16 protein-coding genes are annotated in these 20520 nt (G+C 69.8%); 5 read left to right on the top strand and 11 right to left on the bottom strand.

The annotated features are described in order from the left end of the window. Positions 1-118: 118 nt before the first annotated feature. The 4 genes from ACWD3H_RS37675 to purD form a co-directional block, all read right to left on the bottom strand. On the bottom strand, positions 119-1408 hold the full coding sequence (locus tag ACWD3H_RS37675) for a GTP cyclohydrolase IIa (protein ID WP_350922997.1): 1290 nt from the start codon (positions 1406-1408) through the stop codon (positions 119-121). 225 nt (positions 1409-1633) lie between these two features. Continuing rightward, positions 1634-2902, bottom strand: coding sequence for a UDP-N-acetylglucosamine 1-carboxyvinyltransferase (gene murA / locus ACWD3H_RS37670; RefSeq protein WP_350922994.1), 1269 nt, complete (start codon positions 2900-2902; stop codon positions 1634-1636). 244 nt (positions 2903-3146) lie between these two features. Next, a complete protein-coding gene (locus ACWD3H_RS37665; protein WP_451958391.1) occupies positions 3147-4181 on the bottom strand; it encodes a hypothetical protein in 1035 nt (344 codons plus the stop codon). A gap of 145 nt (positions 4182-4326) precedes the next feature. Continuing rightward, on the bottom strand, positions 4327-5559 hold the full coding sequence (gene purD, locus ACWD3H_RS37660) for a phosphoribosylamine--glycine ligase (RefSeq protein ID WP_451958390.1): 1233 nt from the start codon (positions 5557-5559) through the stop codon (positions 4327-4329). Between the two features lie 448 nt (positions 5560-6007). On the opposite strand from purD, the gene corA reads away from it, so the two are divergent. After that, entirely contained in the window at positions 6008-7126 is a 1119-nt protein-coding gene (gene corA, locus ACWD3H_RS37655; protein WP_355548242.1) for a magnesium/cobalt transporter CorA, read from the top strand. Between the two features lie 9 nt (positions 7127-7135). Here corA and ACWD3H_RS37650 read toward each other — a convergent pair whose 3' ends face one another. The 4 genes from ACWD3H_RS37650 to fbaA all read right to left on the bottom strand — a co-directional run bounded on the left by ACWD3H_RS37650 (position 7136) and on the right by fbaA (position 11285). After that, complete coding sequence (locus ACWD3H_RS37650) at positions 7136-8062, bottom strand: glycerophosphodiester phosphodiesterase family protein (protein ID WP_451958389.1); 927 nt, start codon at positions 8060-8062, stop codon at positions 7136-7138. A 187-nt stretch (positions 8063-8249) separates the two neighbouring features. After that, positions 8250-9533: an adenylosuccinate synthase gene (locus ACWD3H_RS37645; protein ID WP_355560229.1), complete on the bottom strand. Its 1284-nt coding sequence runs from the start codon at positions 9531-9533 to the stop codon at positions 8250-8252. Positions 9534-9685: 152 nt separating this feature from the next. Next, positions 9686-10105: a DUF3151 domain-containing protein gene (locus ACWD3H_RS37640; protein WP_030916144.1), complete on the bottom strand. Its 420-nt coding sequence runs from the start codon at positions 10103-10105 to the stop codon at positions 9686-9688. A 157-nt stretch (positions 10106-10262) separates the two neighbouring features. Further along, positions 10263-11285 (bottom strand): class II fructose-bisphosphate aldolase, encoded by a 1023-nt coding sequence (gene fbaA / locus ACWD3H_RS37635; RefSeq protein ID WP_030916146.1) that lies wholly within the window; start codon positions 11283-11285, stop codon positions 10263-10265. Between the two features lie 332 nt (positions 11286-11617). Here fbaA and ACWD3H_RS37630 point away from each other — a divergent pair, with 332 nt between their 5' ends. Continuing rightward, positions 11618-12046 (top strand): hypothetical protein, encoded by a 429-nt coding sequence (locus tag ACWD3H_RS37630; protein WP_451958388.1) that lies wholly within the window; start codon positions 11618-11620, stop codon positions 12044-12046. A gap of 133 nt (positions 12047-12179) precedes the next feature. On the opposite strand, the gene pyrE is transcribed toward ACWD3H_RS37630, so the two are convergent. Next, positions 12180-12716, bottom strand: coding sequence for an orotate phosphoribosyltransferase (gene pyrE, locus ACWD3H_RS37625; RefSeq protein WP_350964082.1), 537 nt, complete (start codon positions 12714-12716; stop codon positions 12180-12182). Positions 12717-12875: 159 nt separating this feature from the next. Between pyrE and ACWD3H_RS37620 the strand changes: the two genes are divergently transcribed. The 3 genes from ACWD3H_RS37620 (at position 12876) to ACWD3H_RS37610 (ending at position 17273) form a co-directional block, all read left to right on the top strand. Then, positions 12876-15194 carry a zf-HC2 domain-containing protein gene (locus ACWD3H_RS37620; RefSeq protein ID WP_451958387.1) on the top strand — a complete coding sequence of 773 codons (2319 nt, stop codon included), beginning with the start codon at positions 12876-12878 and terminating at the stop codon, positions 15192-15194. Between the two features lie 276 nt (positions 15195-15470). Then, positions 15471-16697 carry an NYN domain-containing protein gene (locus tag ACWD3H_RS37615; RefSeq protein ID WP_451958386.1) on the top strand — a complete coding sequence of 409 codons (1227 nt, stop codon included), beginning with the start codon at positions 15471-15473 and terminating at the stop codon, positions 16695-16697. 207 nt (positions 16698-16904) lie between these two features. Continuing rightward, the gene (locus ACWD3H_RS37610; RefSeq protein ID WP_451958385.1) at positions 16905-17273 is read left to right on the top strand and encodes a hypothetical protein; all 369 of its coding nucleotides are present in this window, start codon (positions 16905-16907) and stop codon (positions 17271-17273) included. Positions 17274-17363: 90 nt separating this feature from the next. Here ACWD3H_RS37610 and ACWD3H_RS37605 read toward each other — a convergent pair whose 3' ends face one another. Together ACWD3H_RS37605 and ACWD3H_RS37600 are read right to left on the bottom strand one after the other, a co-directional pair. Next, positions 17364-17996: a response regulator gene (locus tag ACWD3H_RS37605; protein WP_451958384.1), complete on the bottom strand. Its 633-nt coding sequence runs from the start codon at positions 17994-17996 to the stop codon at positions 17364-17366. Between the two features lie 3 nt (positions 17997-17999). Then, positions 18000-20520: ATP-binding protein (locus tag ACWD3H_RS37600; RefSeq protein WP_355560209.1), on the bottom strand; the 2521-nt coding region annotated here is incomplete at its 5' end.

The raw sequence follows: 20520 nt of genomic DNA, 5'->3' as shown, positions 1-20520 counted from the left end.
GCCGGGGCGGGCGGACCGTGCCCCGGCAGGTCATGCCATGCCGAGCCAGGCGGGCCGTGACCTGGGAGGTTCCGCCGTCCGGGTGCGGCGGAAGCCTCCAGGTCGAAAGGCGGAGGGCTCAGCGGGTGCCGAGCTTCTCCACGATCAGCCGGTACAACTGGCGGGGACGGCCGGGTTGCGGTGTCCGGTTCGGCGGAAGCGGCCACGCGAGTCCCTCGTCTACCAGCGTGCGCAGCAATCGTCGTGCCGTACGCGGGGTGACGCCCAGCATCTTGCCCGCGCCCTCCGCGTCCACCACCGTGTCCCCACCCTCAAGCTTGGCGGCCAGCCGGGCCAGTACCTCCACACCCTTGGGCTTCAGCGGTCCCGTGCCCTGGGGAGGCATCCTGGGCGCCGGGATCAGTGCCCTGCCCTCGCGGTCGACCGCGAAGCCCTGGGCCTGCTTGCCCGCCTGGGTGCGCGCCAGAGCGGCCCTGGCGTGCGACTCGGCGTCGTGGGTCGTACGGCCCATGCCGACGCCGACCTCGACCGCCAGGCCGAGTTCGTCGCGGACCCGCGCGGCGAACGGCAGGACCCGGAACCCCTCGGTGGCCGCGGCCACCGAGCCGCGGGTCGCGGTGACCATGTAGCTGTGATCGTCGACCGCGGTGACCGACGCGTTGATCCGGTTGGCCTCCTGCACCAGCAACCGGTGCAGGGAGAGCCGGAGCTCGTCGCGCCAGTAGCGTGGCGCGGCCCGGCGGACCGGCTCGCGCAACGTGGGCACCTCCACCAGGACCACGGTGAGTTGTGACTCCTCCAGCCGGTGGTGCGCGCCGAGCAGTGCCGCCGTGTGCAGCGCCGTACGCACTGCGGCGGAGGTGGGGCGGATCCTGACCACGGGCACCCCTGCCGTCTGAAGGCGGTCGGCGACCGCGGGCAGGCAGGTGAGCGCCCCGCTCGTGCTGCCCTGGCGGGCGAGGCGTTCATGGAAGGCCGCGATCGTGCCGGTGGCGCCCGGCTCGTCGCGGCTCTGTACGTCCCCTGAGGGAAGGCTCAGATCGCTATAGGCCTCCTCGACCTCTGCTCTGCTCAGGATGTCGATGCTGACCCTGCGTGGGTCTATCCGCTCGTCCATCGCGGCCCTCGCCAGCGCGGCGATCAGCGCGGCGCCGCCGAGCTGGACATACGTCGCGGGCATCGTCAGCACCCCCGATCGCCGGGCCAGGTCGTAGGGGACCGGGCTGGCGAACAGACACGCGTCCACCCCGGCTCCCAATCGAGTGACCTTGTCCGCGGCCTCCTGCTCGTCACGGTATGCCGCCGCCACCAGGCGGCAGGGTAATGGGGCCGCCGCGTGCCCCATCAACATCACCCGTTCAACGAGGTCATGGGGGCCCACCACACCGATGGTGAGATCTGGTGTCATGGCACCCGGGCGTGACACTCGTGGCGCTTCTTCGGCCCGCTCGACCAATGTTCGTCCCATCATGCCGTCCGTTTGTTTTCGGCTCTCTTTTGGAACGATCGCTTGTGAGGGCCGTAATGTCACGCCCGATTTGCGGCCAATTCCGGAAGCTGCTTCCGGGTTAAACCTATGACTGGCATCGTTTACACAGGTCAGAGCGGTTTTTGAGCGGCTCAAACCCGCTGATTATGGCGCTGAAATCTCTCGGCGCACATCGCCGCCCAGGGCCTGCATGCGCTCGGCGAGATAAGAGTGCCCGCGGTCGATGAGATATCCCGATCCGATCACGGTCTCCCCTTCAGCGGCCAGACCCGCGAGCACGAGGGCGATTCCCGAGCGCAGGTCGTGAGCGGTCACCTGTGTTCCAGTGAGCGGGGTCGCACCACGAACGACGGCGCTGTTCTCTTTCACTTCAATATCGGCGCCCATTTTGTTCAGTTCTGAGGCCAGAGCGAAACGACCGTCGAAGATTCGTTCATGAATGTAGCTGGCGCCGTCGGCGAGACAGGCGACCGTCATGATCGGCGACTGCAGGTCGGTGGCGAAGCCGGGATAGGTGTCGGTGATCACATTGATCGGACGCAGTGGACGATCCCTGCGCACGTGCAGCACCGCGCCGTGGTCGGCGAACTCCACCCCCATCTGCTCCAGCTTGTAGCGGACCACGCCGAGGTGGTCCAGGTCGGCACCGACCAGGTTGACCTCTCCGCCGGTGACGGCGGCGGCCATGGCGAACACGCCCGCGTCAAGGCGGTCCGGCATCACGGTGTGCTCGACGGCCTGGAGCTCCTCCACGCCCTCCACGGTGATGAACCCGGTGCCGCCGCCGCTGATCCTCGCGCCCATCCGGGTCAGCATGTCGATCACATCGAGGACCTCGGGCTCCAGCGCGGCGTTCTCGATCACGGTGGTGCCGCGCCCGAGGGCGGCGGCCATGATCAGGTTCTCGGTGCCGGTGTGCGAGGGGGTGTCCAGGTACAGGGTGGCACCGGTGAGGCCCGCCGACTTGACGTGGATGACCGCGTCACCCTCGTCCACGATCGCGCCCAGGCGCTTGTAGCCCAGGTAGTGGAAGTCGAGGTTGCGGCTGCCCAGGTTGCAGCCGCCCACGCCCTCGATGATCGCCTCACCGAGACGGTGCAGCAGGGCGGGCACGAACAGCACCGAGCCGCGGAAGCGCCGGGCGATCTCCGCGGGCAGCACCGGGCTGCTCAGCGTCGAGGCGTCGATCACCAGCGTGCGCTCCGCCTCGTGGAGCTCGACCTTGGCGCCGACCGTCTCTGCCAGCTCGACCGCGCGCCGGACGTCCTCGATGATGGGGACGTTGCGCAGGACCGTGCGGCCTTTGGAAGCCAGCAGCGCGGCACCGATCATGGGCAACACGGCGTTCTTGGCACCCTGGATGAAGGCGGTTCCACGAAGTGGGTTGCCACCGCGCACGCGGTAACGGACCATGCGTCATGCTCCTTGGAAGTGTTCTGGGTAACTCGTGTGGCGCGAGGCGGCAGCCGAGGTTATCGGCCAACAGTAGCCGTTGAATGCCCCTGAACCGGCCAGTTCGAGGGTGAACTGCCCCTGAACCGGCCGATAAGTCATCTGCCGCCGCCGCGTTGCGCGGCGACCACGCTTTCGCCTGCGGTTTCCGGGCCCGCGGGTGTCACTGTGGGGCGCGGCACCGGGAGACCTCGGGCCTCGGATGCTACCTGCCCTTCGTGTTCACCGCGGCGGTGAGCGGGGAGGCGGCCGACAGGAGATTGTCGGCCCGCTGGTCCACGAAGCGGGTGACGACCTGCTGTCCGTACCCGAACGCCATCGCCCAGACCAGGATCGCGGGCTGCGAGCCGAGCCCCGCGAAACCGGGCACGAAGCCCGAGTTCAGGATCAGTAGCCCGAGCACGGCCGTGGCCACCCCCGCGGGCGCCTTGAGCAGGTTCTGGACGACGGCCAGCGAGTAGCGGGTGGACAGCTCCGAGCGGGTCGACAGCGAGGCGGCGGTGGCCAGCGCCGCGCCCAGCATGCCGATCAGGGCCACGAGCGGGACGTCGCCGTGGCCGGGCCGCAGGCCGCCGGTCGGGCAGATCTGGGCGGGCATCAGCCCCTGGGTGCGGATCACCGACTGGTCGCCGCACATCGGGATGACGTCCGGCCAGATCGCACCGATGACCACCACGCTCAGCACGATCAGGGAGAGCATGACCACCCCGCCGATGAGCAGGTTGCGGAAGCTGCGGACCCGCCCGGTGTCCATCGCCTGCGCGGTGTACGCGGCCCGCAGCACCGACTGCATCAGCGGCCTGTCGTTCTCACCGAGGTCTCCCGCCGCCAGCCTGGCCTGGAGGTGGACAAGCCGGGGATCGTCGCCGGGCAGGTAGGCCCGGCCGATCGCGACCACCTCCGGCGCCCGCCCGCACAACTCCGCCACCGGCAGCACGCCGTACAGCATCACGGTGGCGCTGTTGACGTTGGACCAGGCGCCCTCGATGGCCTGGCCGGTCAGCCAGCGCCGTACACCGTGCCTGCTGCGCGCGTACTCCTGCGCGCGGGCCAGGTGCGTGCCGATGCCCTCGCCCACCGAGACCGGCCGGCCCGCCTCGTCGCACATCGTCAGAACGCGCTCGGCGTCGGCCTTGATCTCCTCGCTCCGGGTGGCCACGTAGACCCGCCAGGTGCCCGGCCAGCGCAGCACGCCGGTGTCGCCGATCCGCTCGGTGGTCAACGCTGGATCAAGCGACATCGTTCCTCCGGGGGGCGGAGCCGACCTGGGGCGGGGCACCGACTGCCCCAGGCTTATCGCGACATGCCGATCAGGCGCTACGCCCCGGCCGGGGCAGGCCGTGCCGTTCTCAGAGACCGTGCCGTTTTCATAGACCGTGCCGCTTTCAGCGGGCGCGGCCCGCGATGTCGGTGCGGTGGTGCGAGCCGCGCAGCCGGATGTGCTCCACCGCCTCGTAGGCCGCCGCCCGCGCCGCGGGGACGTCGGGTCCCGTGCCGACCACGCTGAGCACCCGGCCGCCGTTCGAGACGATCCGGTCGCCGTCCAGCGCGGTGCCCGAGTGCAGCACGTAGGCGTCCTCGACCGGGTCGGACAGCCCTTCGATCACGTCGCCCTTCACCGGATCCGCCGGGTAGTTCTCCGCCGCGATCACCACGGTCACCGCGGCGCCGTCGCGATAGGAGAGCGGCCCGAACCGGTCGAGCGTCCCGTTCGCGCAGGCGAGCAGCAGGCCCGCGAGGGGCGTCTGGAGCCGGTCCAGCACGACCTGGGTCTCCGGGTCGCCGAACCGCGCGTTGAACTCGATCACCTTCGGGCCCTTGGAGGTGAGGGCCAGTCCCACGTACAGCACCCCCGTGTACGGCGCGCCACGCCTGGCCAGCTCGGTCACGGTCGGTATGACGGTCTCGGCCATCACCTGGTCGGCGAGGTCGTCCGGGGCCCACGGCAGCGGCGTGTAGGCACCCATCCCGCCGGTGTTGGGGCCCTGGTCGTCGTCGTAGGCGCGCTTGTGGTCCTGGGCGGGCTGGAGTGCCACGGCCGTGGCGCCGTCGCAGAGCGCGAACAGCGAGACCTCGGGACCGTCGAGGAACTCCTCGATGACCACCCGCCCGCAGGCGGCGGCGTGCCGGAACGCCTCCTCGCGGTCGTCGGTGACCACCACGCCCTTGCCGGCGGCCAGGCCGTCGTCCTTGACCACGTACGGCGTGCCGAACTCGTCGAGCGCCGCGGTGACCTCCTCCGGCGTGCCGCAGGTGTACGACCGCCCGGTGGGCACGCCCGCCGCGACCATGACGTCCTTGGCGAAGGACTTGGAACCCTCGATCCGGGCCGCCTGCCGTGAGGGGCCGAAACAGGGGATGCCGGCCTGCCTGACGGCGTCGGCGACGCCGGCGACCAGCGGGGCCTCAGGGCCGATCACGACCAGCTCCGCCCGGAGCCGCTCGGCCAGTTCGGTAACCGCGGCCGGGTCTGTCGGTACCACCGGATGCAGGGTCGCGACCTGCGCGATACCCGCGTTTCCGGGAGCACAGTGAACCTCGGTGACCTGGGGGTCCGCCGCCAGCGACCGGCACAGGGCGTGTTCACGCCCGCCGGCTCCAATCACAAGAACGCGCACTTGTCAGAGCCTATCGTCCCCCCGGATCGTCCCTCGGGCCGTGTCGGCATGCCCGGACTTCGCCGGTGGTCGAACGCCAGAGTTGTCCACAGCCTGTGGATAACTCTGGGGAGCTTGCGACGTGTCGGATACGTACGGGAGGTGCCAGTAAACAGGGTGTGAATTTTGTCAGGTTGTGCATGATCGATGCTTGAACCTGGGAGTAAGCTGAGAGCCATCCCCCTATTCGTGTTAAGTTTTGAGTGGCTTTGCGTGTCTCTTGCTGATTGGAGGTGGTTCGGGATGTCCTCTGGCGATCCCAGCAGTACGTGCTCGCGCACGCCTGCTGTGCGCACCCTCGACCACCCCATCTCGGTGCCCGACCGGCGCCGCACGCATCGTCGCCTCCACTTGTGGTGACAGCGCATCGCGTGCGGAATCCCGCCAGGTTGGGCGGGAAAGGCTCGCCATGCGCTCCTCGCTCCTTTTTCCCCGTATCAAGCACGCCCGCACGATCCGTGCCCCACACGCGCCCGCCGTCTCGCTCGGTGCGCGGATGAGCGGTGTCTGCGTCCCGCCGAGCGACTCGCTCGTCGAGTACGCCGCCTACATCGACGGTAAGAAGATCGAGGCCCTGGGCATCCCCGACGCCCTGGAGCTCGTCCGCGCGCACAACGCGTCCGTCGAAGGGAACAACGCCTTCGTCTGGGTCGGCCTGCACGAGCCCGACGCCCCCGAGGTCGAGTGGCTGGCGGAGGTCTTCGCCCTGCACCCGCTCGCCGTCGAGGACGCCGTCAAGGCTCACCAGCGACCCAAGGTCGAGCGCTACGGCGACTCGTTGTTCGTGGTCCTGAAGACCGTCGCCTACCTCGACCACGACGTGCTGACCGCGACCAGCGAGATCATCGGCACCGGAGAGATCATGGTGTTCGTCGGCACCGACTTCGTGGTGACCGTGCGGCACGGTCGGCACTGCCCGCTCTCGGAGGTGCGGGAGCGCCTTGAGGACAAGCCCAAGCTGCTCAGCCGGGGCCCCACCGGCGTGCTGCACGCGATCGCCGACCACGTCGTCGACAAGTACCTCACCGTGGCCGACCGGATGCAGGCCGAGCTGGAGGACGTCGAGGCGATGGTCTTCGCGGACGTCAGCGCCCGTGACATCGGCCGGATCTACAACCTCAAGCGCGAGATGATCGAGATGAAGCGGTCCGTCACACCGCTCCAGGCACCGATGTCCACGCTGGCCCAGCGCCGGATGATCCCCTCCGAGATGCGCGAGTACTTCCGTGACGTCGTCGACCACCTGGCCCGCGTCTGCGAGCAGGTCGAGTCGTCCAACGAGCTCTGCAACTCCATACTGCAGGCGGCGCTCGCCCGTTCCAACGCGCTCGCCAACGAGGACATGCGGAAGATCTCCTCGTGGGTCGCCATCATGGCCGTCCCCACGATGATCGCCGGCATCTACGGCATGAACTTCGAGCACATGCCCGAGCTCGACTCCGTCTTCGGCTACCCGCTGGTGCTCGGCGTGATGGTCATCGCCTGCACGCTGCTCTACCGGGGCTTCCGTCGTAACGGCTGGATGTGACCCGATCCCTCAGGCGCTCATCGGGCTGGCGGGGGTGACCGGCTTCGGGACACGCATGCCCCGCCCGGCCCACAGGGTGATCATTCGGTCGGGATAGTCGGTGACGATCGCGGCCGCCCCGAGATCGAGCAGCTCGGCCGCTCGCCCGGGGTCGTTGACGGTCCACACGGCCAGCGGCAGGGCGGCCTTGTCCGCTCGCCGGGCGAGCTCGGGGTCGACCATCACATGCTCGGGGGAGAGCGTGGTGCCCCCGGCCTCGGCGGCGGCGGCCGGGACGTCGCCGCCGAAATCCTCCAGATGGAGGCCGTCGAGCCAGGCGCTGTCCATGGTGGCACGCTCGATCAGGGCGTACCGCCCGGTCGCGGGGGCCAGGGAGCGGGCGATCCGCAGGACGCGCCAGTCGAAACTGAGGATGGCCGCCCGGTCGAGCCTGCGGTGCCGGTCGAGCTCGGCGACCACCATCTCGGTGAACTCACCGACCTCGGCGCTCAGATCGGGCCTGGTCGGGTCCGACTTGAGCTCCACGTGCACCCGCACCCCGTCGGCTCCGTAGGCGTCCATCAGCCCCAGCACGGAGCCCAGGGTCGGCATCCGGGTGTTCGGCACCGGCAGCTGGGTCGGGGCGAAACGGTCTTCGGGGTGGCGCGGCACCCGGACTCCGCACTCCAGCGTGCGCAGCTGCGCCAGCGTGAGCTCGCCGACGGGCCTGCCCACGTACGGGAAGGCGGGGTCGTCGCGGAAGGCGGGCCGGACGTCGGTGCTGGTCACAGCGGACACTGTGAGGTCGTGTGTGAGCACCAGCCGCCGATCGGCGGTCAGTGCGACGTCGAGCTCCAGTGCGTCGACGCCCAGCTCCAGGGCGTGGGCGAAACCGGGCAGGGTGTTCTCGGGACGGAGCCCACGGGCCCCACGGTGACCGTGAATCTCGGCATGCACACAGGGACCTTATCCATCTCGCGTACCGATCCCCAGTGCGGCTCGCGCCTCGGCGACGCCGGGCGCGGGCCGTATCGGTCGAAACCAGGCCCTTGGCACTTCTGCCCACCACGGTGTCGTCGGCCACCGCACTCGTGCGGCGCCACCTGGCCGATCCCCGCCGCGGCGGGGATCGGCGGGAGCGGACCTAGATCAGCGGGTGGATCTGGAGCGTCTCGGTGCGGCCGGGGCCGACGCCGATCGCGGAGATCCTGGAGCCGCTCATCTGCTCCAGGGCCTTCACGTACGCCTGCGCGTTGGCGGGCAGGTCCTCGAAGCTCCTGGCGCCGGTGATGTCCTCCTGCCAGCCGGGGAACTCCTCGTACACCGGCTTGGCGTGATGGAAGTCGGTCTGGGTCATCGGGATCTCGTCATACCGGACCCCGTCGACCTCGTAGGCGACGCAGACGGGAATCCTCTCCAGGCCGGACAGCACGTCCAGCTTGGTGAGGAAGTAGTCGGTGACACCGTTGATACGGGTGGCGTACCGGGCGATGACCGCGTCGAACCAGCCGCAGCGGCGATTGCGGCCGGTGGTCACCCCGTACTCGCCGCCGGTGGTGCGCAGCCACTCGCCCATCTCGTCGTCGAGCTCGGTCGGGAACGGACCCGAGCCGACGCGGGTGGTGTACGCCTTCAGGATGCCGATCACGCGGGTGAGCCGGGTCGGCGGGATGCCGGAACCCGAGCAGGCGCCGCCGCTCGTCGGGGAGGAGGAGGTGACGAACGGGTAGGTGCCGTGGTCGATGTCGAGCAGGTTGCCCTGCCCGCCTTCGAGCAGCACGACCTTGCCCTCGTCCAGGGCCCTGCTGAGGATCAGCGAGGTGTCGGCGATGTGCGGCTTGAGGCGCTCGGCGTAGCCGAGATACTCGTCCAGGACCTTGTTCGCGTCGATCACCCGACGGTTGTAGATCTTGGTGAGGATCTGGTTCTTCTCGCCCAGCGCGACCTCGATCTTCTTCTGCAGGATGCCCGGGTCCAGCAGGTCCTGGACCCGCACGCCCATCCGGTAGATCTTGTCGCCGTACGCGGGGCCGATGCCGCGCCCGGTCGTGCCGATCTTGGCCTTGCCGAGGTAGCGCTCGGTGACCTTGTCGAGGGCCTTGTGGTGGGGCATGATCAGGTGCGCGTTGGCGGAGATCAGCAGCCGCTCGGAGGAGACCCCCCGGGCCTCAAGCCCGTCGATCTCGCTCAGCAGCACGCCCGGGTCGATGACGACACCGTTGCCGATCACGGGGATGACGTTCGGTGAGAGCACTCCCGTCGGCAGCAGGTGCAGCGCATACTTCTGGTCGCCGATGACGACCGTGTGGCCCGCGTTGTTGCCTCCCTGGTATCTGACGACATAGTCGACCTGATCACCAAGTAGGTCGGTCGCCTTACCCTTGCCCTCATCGCCCCACTGGGCACCAACGAGAACGACAGCCGGCATTGTGATTCTCCCACCGCAAAAACGAAAACCCCTGGCGCAATCGCTACAGGGGCTCTTGCGTGGTGAGAATACCCGACGGCGTCCGAAATGGGGATCTCCCACCTCGGGGCGAGAGATCCCACGGGCAGATCAAGGGGCGGATCAGGGCCGGATCAGCGGCCGGTCAGCTCCTTGGACGCCTCGGCGCTGGAGTCCTTGAGGAACTGGAAGCACCGCTCGGCCTCCTCCTTCTCCCCGATGCTCTGGGCGGCGCGGGCCAGTGCGTGCAGGCACCTCAGGAACCCCTGGTTGGGCAGATGCTCCCAGGGGATCGGGCCGTGCCCCTTCCAGCCCGCCCTGCGGAGCTGGTCCAGGCCCCGGTGGTAGCCGGTGCGGGCGAAGGCGTACGACGTCACGGCGTGTCCCGCCGCGAAATACTCGTCCGCGAGTGCCGCCCAGGCGGTCGGATAGGCGGGGAAACGCGCGGCGACGTCGGATGGCTGGGCACCGGATTCCAGTGCCTGTCGAGCTTCAGGCAGGTCCGGGAGCAGGGTGGGCGGCGGGCCGGCGAGAAGGTTCTCGTGGGATTCCATAGCGACAGTCCTATCTGGTGAACCCGCGCCAAGCCAAGATCGGCTCCCGGGGACTTTCCGGAAGCCGATCTCGTGACCTGGCGGGGACCCTCCGAACATTGACCGGTTTTACCCGGTCTCTACCGAGAATTTCCGGTCTGCGTTGGCCGCCGGGTCATCAGGAGATCTTGGTGCCCGCCGACTTGAGGTGCTGGGCGGCCTCGACGATCCGCGCCGCCATCGAGGTCTCGGCGGCCTTGCCGTACGAGCGCGGGTCGTACACCTTCTTGTTGCCGACGTCGCCGTCGACCTTGAGCACGCCGTCGTAGTTCCTGAACATGTGGTCGACGATCGGGCGGGTGAAGGCGTACTGCGTGTCGGTGTCGATGTTCATCTTCACCACGCCGTAGGCGATGGCCTCGTGGATCTCCTCGAGCAGCGAGCCCGAGCCGCCGTGGAAGACCAGGTCGAACGGCTTCTCCTTGCCGTACTTGGCGCCGACCGCGTCCTGGATCTCCTTGAGCACGCTCGGCCGCAGCTTGACGTGGCCGGGCTTGTAGACGCCGTGCACGTTGCCGAAGGTCGCGGCGAGCATGTAGCGGCCGCGCTCTCCCAGGCCCAGGGCCTCGGCGGTCGCGAGGGCGTCCTCGGGGGTGGTGTAGAGCTTCTCGTTGATCTCGCCGACGACGCCGTCCTCCTCGCCGCCGACGACGCCGATCTCCACCTCAAGGACGATCTTCGCGCGGGCGGTCTTCTCCAGGAGCTCCCTGGCGATCTCAAGGTTCTCGTCCAGCGGCACGGCGGAGCCGTCCCACATGTGCGACTGGAAGAGGGGGTCCTCGCCCCTGGCCACCCGCTCAAGGGAGATGTCGAGCAGCGGGCGTACGAAACCGTCCAGCTTGTCCTTGGGGCAGTGGTCGGTGTGCAGGGCGATCGTCACGGGGTAGTTGGCCGCGACGACACGGGCGTACTCCGCCAGTGCCACCGAGCCGCTCACCATGTTCTTGACCGTGGTACCGGAGAGGAAATCGGCGCCGCCGGTCGACACCTGGACGATGCCGTCGCTCTCCGCCTCGGCGAAACCCCTGAGTGCGGCGTTGAGGGTCTGTGACGAGGTCACGTTGATGGCCGGGTAGGCGAAACCTCCCGCCTTGGCCCGGTCGAGCATCTCGGCGTAGACCTCTGGGGTCGCGATGGGCATCGTGTCATCTCCTGGAGACGGCTGTGGGCAGCTGGCACGGGGCTATGAAGACATTGCCCATGGGCCAGTATTCCGGGTTCCTTCCCAACCGGATAGCTCCACCACCACTTCGGGGCGTACGGATGTGTCCTCGGCATGGTCTCGGCGCCCACCGGTAGGAAACTTCCGGAGGACTCCTGGTGCTCGCCGGTACGGGATCTCCAGTATGACCTGGTTGGTTATAGGGGATCTTCTAGGATTTCGGGGCTTTGGGGCTGATTCGCCAGGTCAGTCGTGAAATATCCTCACGAACCGCTAATCTCCACTGTGTGGGACGCCACAGGTCTGACCCCATGGGTATCGCCCGCCTGGTCCTCGCCGGACTGGCGGCGCTGGCGTTCGTCGTCCTGATCGTGATCGGGGTCCTCTCGCTGATCGGCAGTCTCGGCTCCGGCGCCGAGACGGACCCGTCGGCCGCGCCGGTCACCACCACGTCGCCCGCGGACGCCTCTTCGACCGCCTCCGCCACTGCCGAGCGGGTGCCGACGGTCCTCGTCGAGTGCCTGCGGGAGCACTGCCCCACGGTCTTCCTGAAGGTCACCGGGGGCGATGTGCTGCTCGACCGGGAGATGGCCAAGGGCGAGCAGTTCCAGTCCTTCGACCCCAAGGTCGACGTCGTGCTGGCCGACTCGGCCGCGGTCCGGGTCCAGGTGAACGGGACGGTCCGGGCACCCGGCGGGGCGGGGGAGCGCCAGGAGTTCACGGTCTCCCGAAACCGGTAGTGCGCTGTGGATCCTCGCCGTGGCGAGGATCGGCCGGACGGCACCTCGCGAGGTGGAGAAGGTCACCGCGGCCTGCCCCGGTGACCGGAACAGGGCCCTTCCGGGGAAGGCCCGCGAGGCGCCGGTCGATCCTCTAGTCCAAGCCGAGGTCGGCCAGGGTGTAGGCGGTCCGGTACGGCAGCCCGGCGTCGGCGATCGCCTGGGAGGCTCCCCGGTCCACGATCGTGGCGACCGCCACGACCTCGGCGCCCGCCGCGCGCAGCGCCTCCACCGCGGTCAGCGGGGAACCGCCGGTCGTGGAGGTGTCCTCCACCGCAAGCACCCTCCGCCCCGCCACATCCGGCCCCTCGATCCGGCGCTGCATGCCGTGGGCCTTCTGCGCCTTGCGCACCACGAACGCGTCGAGCGTCCTGCCCCGCGCGGCCGCCGCGTGCAGCATGGCGGTCGCCACCGGGTCGGCGCCCAGCGTCAGCCCGCCGACCGCCTGGTAATCGAGATCTTCGGTGAGGTCCAGCATGACCCGCCCCACCAGCGGCGCCGCCTGCCCGTCGAGGGTCACCCGGCGCATGTCCACGTAGAAGTCGGCCTCTCTGCCCGAGGACAGCACGACCTTGCCGTGCACCACGCCCTTGCCCTTGATCTCTGCCAGCAGGTTCTCGCGATCGCTCATGGCACCAAGGTTAGGGCGATCCGGAAGGCCGCCCGATCCGGGGCCACCGGGGAGCGGCGCCGACCCGGCCGCCGGATGGCAAAAGTGCGATCCGGGTTTACGCGCGGCGCGGACTGCGGGATTATCCGGCAGGCAACTCTGGGTAATGGTGAGGTCACAATGAGTGTGAAAACATCTCAAGGCGACGCTGAACTGCTGGCTGCCGCCAGGAACGGCGACGTGGCCGCCTACCGGGTGCTCCACCAGCGGCACGCTCCCGCGGCGTACGCGCTGGCCCGCCTGCTCCTCCCCGTCGAGAGCGGGGTCGAGGGCGTCGTCGAGGAGACGTTCGCGGCGGTCCACCACGTGATCGACCAGGGAGACGGCCCGGAGCAGGCGTTCCGCGTCCACCTGCTCACCGCCCTCCGCCGTACCGTCGGCGACACCTCCGACGCGGCGGATCTGGAGGGCTCGCCGGTGGCCAGGGCCTTTTCGTCCATGCCGGAGAGGTGGCAGCTCGTCCTGTGGCACGCCGAGGTCGAGAGGGCCAGGCCCGACGACACCGGACTCCTGCTCGGCCTGACGGTGAACGGCGCGGCCGCGCTCGCCTACCGGGCGCGGGAGGGGATGCGCCAGGCGTGCCTGCGCATCCACCTGGCCGAGACGACCGCGCCCGAGTGCCGGCCCGCACTGGCCAGGCTGGGCCACCACATCCGTGGCGGCCTGACCAGGGAACAGAGCAGGATCGTGGACGAGCATCTGGAGGGCTGCTCGGGCTGCCGCGCGGTGCTCACGGAGCTGACCGGCATCGGCCAGAGCATCCGCTCCGTCATCGGCCCGCTCGTCGTCGGTCCCGTGTTTCCCGCCTACCTGGCGGCGCTCGGCAGGATGGGCGTCACGACGGGGGGCGGACTGCCCGGCCGCTGGCGGCAGGCTCCCCGATCCGTGCGGCGCGCCGTCACGGCCGGTGCGGTCACCGCCGCGGTCGCGATGGTGGCCGCACTCGTGCTGGTGTCGGGCTCAGAGCCCGCGCCCCCGCCGAACGCGGCCTCCGAGCCGATCGTCATGGCCCCGGCGCTCCCCGGCGTCGTACCGACACTCTCCGGGCAGCCGAAGGCGTCCGGAGGCGAGAGCGGCGGGGCCGGCGCCGGCGAGCCGGCCGAGACCGGGCCGGGGCCGACGGTAACGGGGCAGGACGGCCGGACGGGTTCCTGGCTCGCGCCCCTCCTGGTGGTCAGGATCGACGCGCTCGGTGCCCTGATCAGGTCCGAGGCCGGCATCGTGGCGGTGCGGCTGCGCAACGCGGGGCGTGGGCAGAGCGAGGAGGTCGTCGCCTACGTCGGGCTGCCGCGAGGCGTGACGCTGCCGTCCGGATCCCGCGGGGGACACTCCGTCGGTGCCGTCGCGCCGGTCGGCACGGTCGACGGCTGGTCCTGCCGGGCGTGGCGGCGAGGTGCCCGGTGCGTCCGCGGTCCGCTGCCGGCGGGCCGGGCCACGGCGGTCTTCCTGAGAGTCCTGGTGTCGGACGACGCGCCCTACGGGGCGGCGCCCTCGGTCACGGTCTCCACGGCGGGGACGCGGGTGGCCGCCAGGTCGCGCAGCGGCGTACGGGCGGAGGGCGCTCCGGCACGGTTCGCCACCGACGGCCGGGTGGCCGTCTCCGCGATCGGCAACACCCTGCTGAGCTGCGCGTCCTCGGAGCCCGGGTGCGAGGCGGCCCGCGCGGGGCAGGGCAACCGGCGCGACAACAACAGCTGGGAGATGCGTCCCCTCGATCGTGACGGGGATCCGTCGACGAGCTCGTCGAGCGCCGCCCGGCTCGTGCTGCCGGCGGCCGGCAAGGTGGTCTGGGCGGGACTCTACTGGTCGGCGAGCGCGCCCCCCAGCGGGCGGATCAAGCTCAAGGTGCCGGGGGAGACGGAGTACCGGCAGGTCAGGGCCGCGCGGGTGGTGGAGCGAGAGCTGCCCGTGGGGCGGGGCTACCAGGCGTTCGCCGATGTGACGCGGCTGCTGGGCAGGGCACGCGGGACGTACTGGGTGGCCGACGCCTCGATAAGGCCGGGTGTCTCGCGCCATGCCGGGTGGAGCCTGGTGATCATCGTGGCCGACCCGCGCAGGCCGTACAGCCAGACCGTCGTGCTCGACACCGCGACGGTGCTGGAGCGGGGGCATCGCTCGATGCGGATACCGCTCGGAGGTCTGACGCCCGCCGACGCGCCCGCGAAGGTGGCCCTGGTGACCTGGGAGGGTGACGCGGGCGTCGCGGGTGATCGGGTGAGGCTCGGTGGCCGGACCCTCCGGCCCGCCGGAGGGGAGCGGGATCCGCGCAATCCCTTCGACGGATCCGCCACCGGGGCGAGGGGCGCCCGCGCGACCTTCGGCACGGACGTGGACCGCTTCCGGGCACGCCTCGGCCGCGCCCCGGTGCTGGAGCTCAGCACGCACCAGGACGTCCTGCTTTTCGGCGTGGCGGCGGTGAGCGTGCGGACCGCTCCGTGAGGCGCGTTCGAGAAGGCCGGGCCTCCGGTACGACGGACGCGGTGCGGGACCTCGAAGACGGATGACGTATAGCACCCCGCAGAGGGGGTTGACGAACGGGACAAACTGGTACGGTCTGCGTAAACGGTCCGGCGTATGGTCGAGCGCGGGTGGAATCGTCGGGATTCACCCTCGGATGGTCAGCCGCTTGATTACCCTGAGGAAGGGCCGTCTGTCTGGGCTCTTTCGGGCTTGTCTGAGCCAGAGGATCGGGCCACGTAGGAAGGGCGGTGTCAGGTGGATCGTTGCGCGCTGTTCGTGGACGCCGGTTACCTGCTGTCCGACGGCGCGATGGCGGTGCACGGAACCCGCCACCGCGAGGCGGTCTCCTGGGATTACCCGGGGCTGCTCCAACTGCTCAACAAGCTGTCGAGAGAGCGCACCGGCCTGCCGCTGCTCCGCTGTTACTGGTACGAGGCGACGGTGGAGGGCCGGCGTACTCCCGAGCACGACACGCTGGCCGACATCCCCGGCCTCAAGCTCCGCCTGTCGCGCATCCGCCCCGGCCGCCGCGAGGGCGTCGACGCCCAGGTTCACCGTGACCTGATGACGCTGGCCCGCAACGGCGCGGTCTGCGACGCGGTCGTGGTCAGCGGCGACGAGGACCTGGCGCAGGTCGTCTGCGACGCCCAGGATCTCGGTATCCGGGTCACCGTGGTGCACATCAGCGCCGACGGCAGCTGGGCCGTCTCCCGCACGCTCCGCCAGGAGTGCGACGACCTGATCGAGATAGGTGCCGGCCAGTTGCGGCCGCACGTCAGCCTGATCGGCGACGAGGCGCCTCCTCTGGCGGTCAACGGCCACCAGCACGGTACCAACGGCCACTCCGTCGCGACTCGCGGCAGCAACGGCTCCCCGGTGGCCGGCCCGGTCAGCAGCCCGGTCACCAGCCCGGTCCCCGCGGTCCAGACACCCCGCGCGGCCCATGCCCAGCACGCGCTGCCCTCCGCCTATCCGAGCTACACCCAGGAGTCGCCGGCGACCCCGGTCACACCGGCCGCTCCGGCCGCCCCGCCCCTCCAGACGCCGCCGCTTTCGCCCGCTCCCACGCCGCCGCACGCGGCCGTCAACGGCTCGACCGGCCCGCTGCAGCCCGCCCCGCAGTACTCGCTGGGCAACACCGGCGGCATGCCGAGCTACCAGGCGTCGCAGATGGGCGCCTACACCGGTCCTCAGTCGGCCCCCGTGCCGGTGCAGAGCACCGGGAACGGTGCCGCGACGACCCTCTCCGACGCGGTGAAGGCCGCGCACAAGGAAGGCCACGACTTCGGCGAGTCCGTCGCCAAGGACGCCCCCGCCCTGTGGCTGGAGGCGGTTCTCGCCCGTAAGCCCCGGATGCCCTCGGATCTGGAGGCACGGCTGCTCCAGGGCTCCTCGCTGCCGATCGACTTCCTCCTGCACGACGAGGTCCGCCACGCCCTGCGCCGCGGCTTCTGGGACGCCCTGGAGCGCGCCCGCCGCTGAACGCCACAGTCTCCTGGGTCTTCGCGGCGCCTTTGAGCAGGCATCGAGGCTGGCTCTCGTCTGATCCGGCGTGGGCGATGCCAGCGATGGTGGGTATCAACTGGGAGGCGTCTGGTCGCGGGTCAACCGGGAGGGGGACACCAGGTCCCCCTGACGGCGGGTGTGATCGGCCTGGACCCCGGACTACCGTCCCCTCTCGTGAAAACGATGGAGCGGAAGTCATGGTTCGGGGCGGGTTTGCTGGTCGTGGCCCTGCTCTTGGCGGGGTTGAGCGGGTTCGTGTTCCTGCGGGCGAGCGCCACGCAGGAACGGATTGACGGGCACCTTCAGAAGGCGGCCGGGCTGCTCAGCGAGGCGGGGGCCGTCAAGGAAACCGACCCCGGGCGGCACGACGAACTGACCCGGGAAGCTGACCGGTACACGGGGTTCGCCGAGGCCGACCTGGAGGAGCACGACTCCCAGTATTCGAGCGCGTGGCTCCTCGCCGCCGGTGCCGTCGGATGCCTGGCCGGATCCTTCATCGTGTTCTCCCTCCGTGGCGGCCGGCGGGCGGCGCGCGCCGCGGGGACACGGTGAGACGCGGTGGCCGGCGGGCCGCCCCGGGCGGGGGATGCCCGGGGGTGACGTCCGTGAGGGTGCCGCCCGCGGGCGGGCCGGCGGGCGTGGTCAGGTGAGGGCGTCGAAGCCGGCGCGCAGGTGGTTGAGGCGGTTGGTCAGGTCGGATATCGGGCCGACGAGGCCGGGGGCGCCGTTCTTGCGTGCCAGCTCGGTGACCCGGGCGAGCTCGTTCTCGACCGCGGCCAGGCGCTTGGACAGCTCGGGCAGCACGGTCGCCTGCTCGTCCGCCTCGCCGGGCGGCAGCTCGGCGGAGAGGCGTTCGCGGAGCATGGCGGCCTGCTCGGCCAGCCTGCGGTTCATGTTGTAGAGCTCCACGAACACCGCGACCTTGGCCCGGAGCACCCACGGGTCGAAAGGCTTGGTGAGGTAGTCGACGGCGCCCGCCGCGTAGCTGCGGAAGGCGTAGTCGGGCGCGCTGTCGACCACGGTGAGGAAGATGATCGGGATGTTGCGGGTGCGCTCGCGGCGCTTGATGTGGGCCGCCGTCTCGAACCCGTCCATGCCCGGCATGCGGACATCGAGCAGGATCAGCGCGAACTCCGTGCCGAGCAGGGCCTTCAGCGCCTCCTCCCCGGACTTCGCCCGGACCGGTATCAGATCGAGCGAGCTGAGAATGGCCTCCAGCGCGATCAGATTCTCCTCCCGGTCGTCCACCAGGAGGATCTTGGCTCTATCCGGCATCGATCACACGCCTTCGTCGGAGTCACCGGCCGGCTTGCCCCTGGTCAGCCAGCCGCGTAGCCGTTCCAGCAGGCGGTCGACGTCTACGGGCTTGGGCACGTAGTCGGAGGCGCCGGATGCGATGCTCTTCTCCCGGTCGCCTCGCATGACCTTAGCGGTCAGCGCGATGATCGGCAGGTCCGCGAACTGGGGCATCCGGCGGATCGCGGAGGTGGTGGCCCAGCCGTCCATCTCCGGCATCATGATGTCCATCAGGACGAGGGCGACGTCCTCGTTACGTTCCAACTGCTCGATGCCCTCGCGGCCGTTCTCCGCGTAGATCACCGTGGAGCCGTAGCGCTCGAGCACGCTGGTCAGTGCGAACACGTTGCGGATGTCGTCGTCCACGATCAGGATCTTCGCCCCGGTCAGCGGGTCGTCGCCCTTCCACGGCTTGCCCTCGCCCTGCGGGGGGAAGTGCGGCAGGGGCATGTCGTCGCCCCGCACCAGCTCCGGCAGGTCGCCGGAGCCTTCGAGCACGCCGATGAGCGCCGGGTTGCGGGGGGAGGAACTGGGGGCGCTCGCCCCGCCGTCCCGTGAGGCCAACGGACCGCCGTAGGACGGTGGCAGGTAGAGGGTGAAGGTGCTGCCCTCGCCGACCTTGCTGATCACGTGGATCTCGCCGCCGAGCAGGCGGGCGATCTCGCGGCAGATGGACAGGCCCAGGCCCGTCCCGCCGTACTTCCGGCTGGTGGTGCCGTCGGCCTGGCGGAACGCCTCGAAGATGACCTCCAGCTTGTCCGAGGCGATCCCGATGCCGGTGTCGACCACCTCGAAGGCCAGGATGCCGTCGGCGCCGCGCAGGGTGTCGTCCACGAAGGCGACGGAGCGACCGGCGTGGATCACGCGCAGCCGTACCTCGCCCTTGGGGGTGAACTTGATCGCGTTGGAGAGCAGGTTGCGCAGCACCTGCTGGAGGCGCTGCTCGTCGGTGCGGAGTTCCTGCGGTATCGACGGGTCGACCTCGACGGTGAACGACAGGCCCTTGTCCTGGGCCAGCGGGGCGAAGGTGGCCTCGAAGTAGTCGACGAGCTTGGGCAGGGAGATCTGCTGGGGATGGATGTCCATCCGCCCCGCCTCGACCTTCGACAGGTCGAGGATGTCGTTGATCAGTTGGAGCAGGGCCGACCCGGCGCCGTGGATCGTCCTGGCGAACTCCACCTGCTGGGCGGTGAGGTTGCCGTCGGCGTTCTCGGTGAGCAGCTTGGCCAGCACGAGGAGGCTGTTCAGCGGGGTGCGCAGCTCGTGGGACATGTTGGCGAGGAACTCGGACTTGTAGCGCGAGGAGACCGCGAGCTGCTCGGCGCGCTCCTCCAGCGTGCGCCGGGCCTGCTCGATCTGGAAGTTCTGGATCTCGATGGCCCGGTTCTGCTTGGCCAGCAGCGCCGCCTTGTCCTCCAGTTCGGCGTTGGAGCGGCGCAGCTCCTCCTGCTGGCGCTGGAGCTCGTCGGAACGCTCCCGCAGCTCGGTGGTGAGGCGCTGCGACTCGGTCAGCAGGTCCTCGGTACGGGAGTTGGCGATGATCGTGTTCATCGTGACACCGATGGTCTCGACGAGCTGGTTCAGGAAGTCGTGGTGGATCTCGCTGAACTCGCTGAACGAGGCCAGCTCCAGCACACCGAGTACCTGGGTCTCGAACAGGACCGGCAGCACGACGATCTGCGCGGGTGTGGAGGTGCTGAGACCGCTGTCGACGGTCAGGTAGCGGGCGGGCACGTTGCCGAGGATGATCCCCCTGCCCTCCAGCGCGGCCTGGCCCACGATGCCCTCGCCGGTGGCGAACCGCTGCCGGGGGCCGTTGCCGGAGCGTACGCCGTATCCGGCGATGAGGTGCAGGTCGTGGTCGCCGGTGGGTTCGGCGAGGTAGAAGGCGCCGTAGTGGGCCGACACCAGCGGGGTCAGCTCGCTCATGATGAGCTTGGCGACCTCCATCAGGTCGCGATGGCCCTGCATGAGGCGGGAGATCCTCGCCAGGTTGGACTTCAGCCAGTCCTGTTCCTGGTTGGCGGTGGTGGTGTCGCGCAGCACCGCCACCATCATGTTGATGTTGTCCTTCAGCTCGCCGATCTCGCCCTCGGCGTCGACGGTGATGGAGCGGGTCAGGTCACCGGTGGCGACGGCGGTGGTGACCTCGGCGATGGCACGCACCTGGGTGGTGAGGCGCGCGGCGAGCTCGTTGACGTTCTCGGTGAGGCGCTTCCAGATGCCCTCGGCGCCTTCGACCCGGGCCTGGCCGCCGAGCTGGCCCTCGGAGCCGACCTCGCGGGCGACCCGGGTGACCTCGGAGGCGAAGGAGGAGAGCTGGTCGACCATGGTGTTGATGGTGGTCTTCAGGGCGAGGATCTCGCCCTGGGCGTTCACGTCGATCTTGCGGGTCAGGTTGCCGGACGCGACGGCGGTGGTGACCTCGGCGATGTTGCGGACCTGGTAGGTCAGGTTGTTGGCCATGGAGTTGACGTTGTCGGTGAGGTCCTTCCAGACGCCG

The sequence above is a fragment of the Streptosporangium sp. NPDC002607 genome, assembly GCF_053592655.1.
The sequence above is the reverse complement of the archived record's forward strand: the minus strand, read 5'-3'. Positions and strand labels throughout refer to the sequence as shown.

What these genes read in the sequence shown, in the direction of transcription:
- ACWD3H_RS37665 (WP_451958391.1), bottom strand. Translation starts at nt 4,181, where the DNA reads ATGTCGCTTGATCCAGCGTTGACCACCGAGCGGATCGGCGACACCGGC.
- ACWD3H_RS37630 (WP_451958388.1), top strand. Translation starts at nt 11,618, where the DNA reads ATGGGTATCGCCCGCCTGGTCCTCGCCGGACTGGCGGCGCTGGCGTTC.
- ACWD3H_RS37675 (WP_350922997.1), bottom strand. Translation starts at nt 1,408, where the DNA reads ATGACACCAGATCTCACCATCGGTGTGGTGGGCCCCCATGACCTCGTT.
- fbaA (WP_030916146.1), bottom strand. Translation starts at nt 11,285, where the DNA reads ATGCCCATCGCGACCCCAGAGGTCTACGCCGAGATGCTCGACCGGGCC.
- pyrE (WP_350964082.1), bottom strand. Translation starts at nt 12,716, where the DNA reads ATGAGCGATCGCGAGAACCTGCTGGCAGAGATCAAGGGCAAGGGCGTG.
- corA (WP_355548242.1), top strand. Translation starts at nt 6,008, where the DNA reads ATGCGCTCCTCGCTCCTTTTTCCCCGTATCAAGCACGCCCGCACGATC.
- ACWD3H_RS37605 (WP_451958384.1), bottom strand. Translation starts at nt 17,996, where the DNA reads ATGCCGGATAGAGCCAAGATCCTCCTGGTGGACGACCGGGAGGAGAAT.
- murA (WP_350922994.1), bottom strand. Translation starts at nt 2,902, where the DNA reads ATGGTCCGTTACCGCGTGCGCGGTGGCAACCCACTTCGTGGAACCGCC.
- ACWD3H_RS37620 (WP_451958387.1), top strand. Translation starts at nt 12,876, where the DNA reads ATGAGTGTGAAAACATCTCAAGGCGACGCTGAACTGCTGGCTGCCGCC.
- ACWD3H_RS37645 (WP_355560229.1), bottom strand. Translation starts at nt 9,533, where the DNA reads ATGCCGGCTGTCGTTCTCGTTGGTGCCCAGTGGGGCGATGAGGGCAAG.
- ACWD3H_RS37610 (WP_451958385.1), top strand. Translation starts at nt 16,905, where the DNA reads ATGGAGCGGAAGTCATGGTTCGGGGCGGGTTTGCTGGTCGTGGCCCTG.
- ACWD3H_RS37640 (WP_030916144.1), bottom strand. Translation starts at nt 10,105, where the DNA reads ATGGAATCCCACGAGAACCTTCTCGCCGGCCCGCCGCCCACCCTGCTC.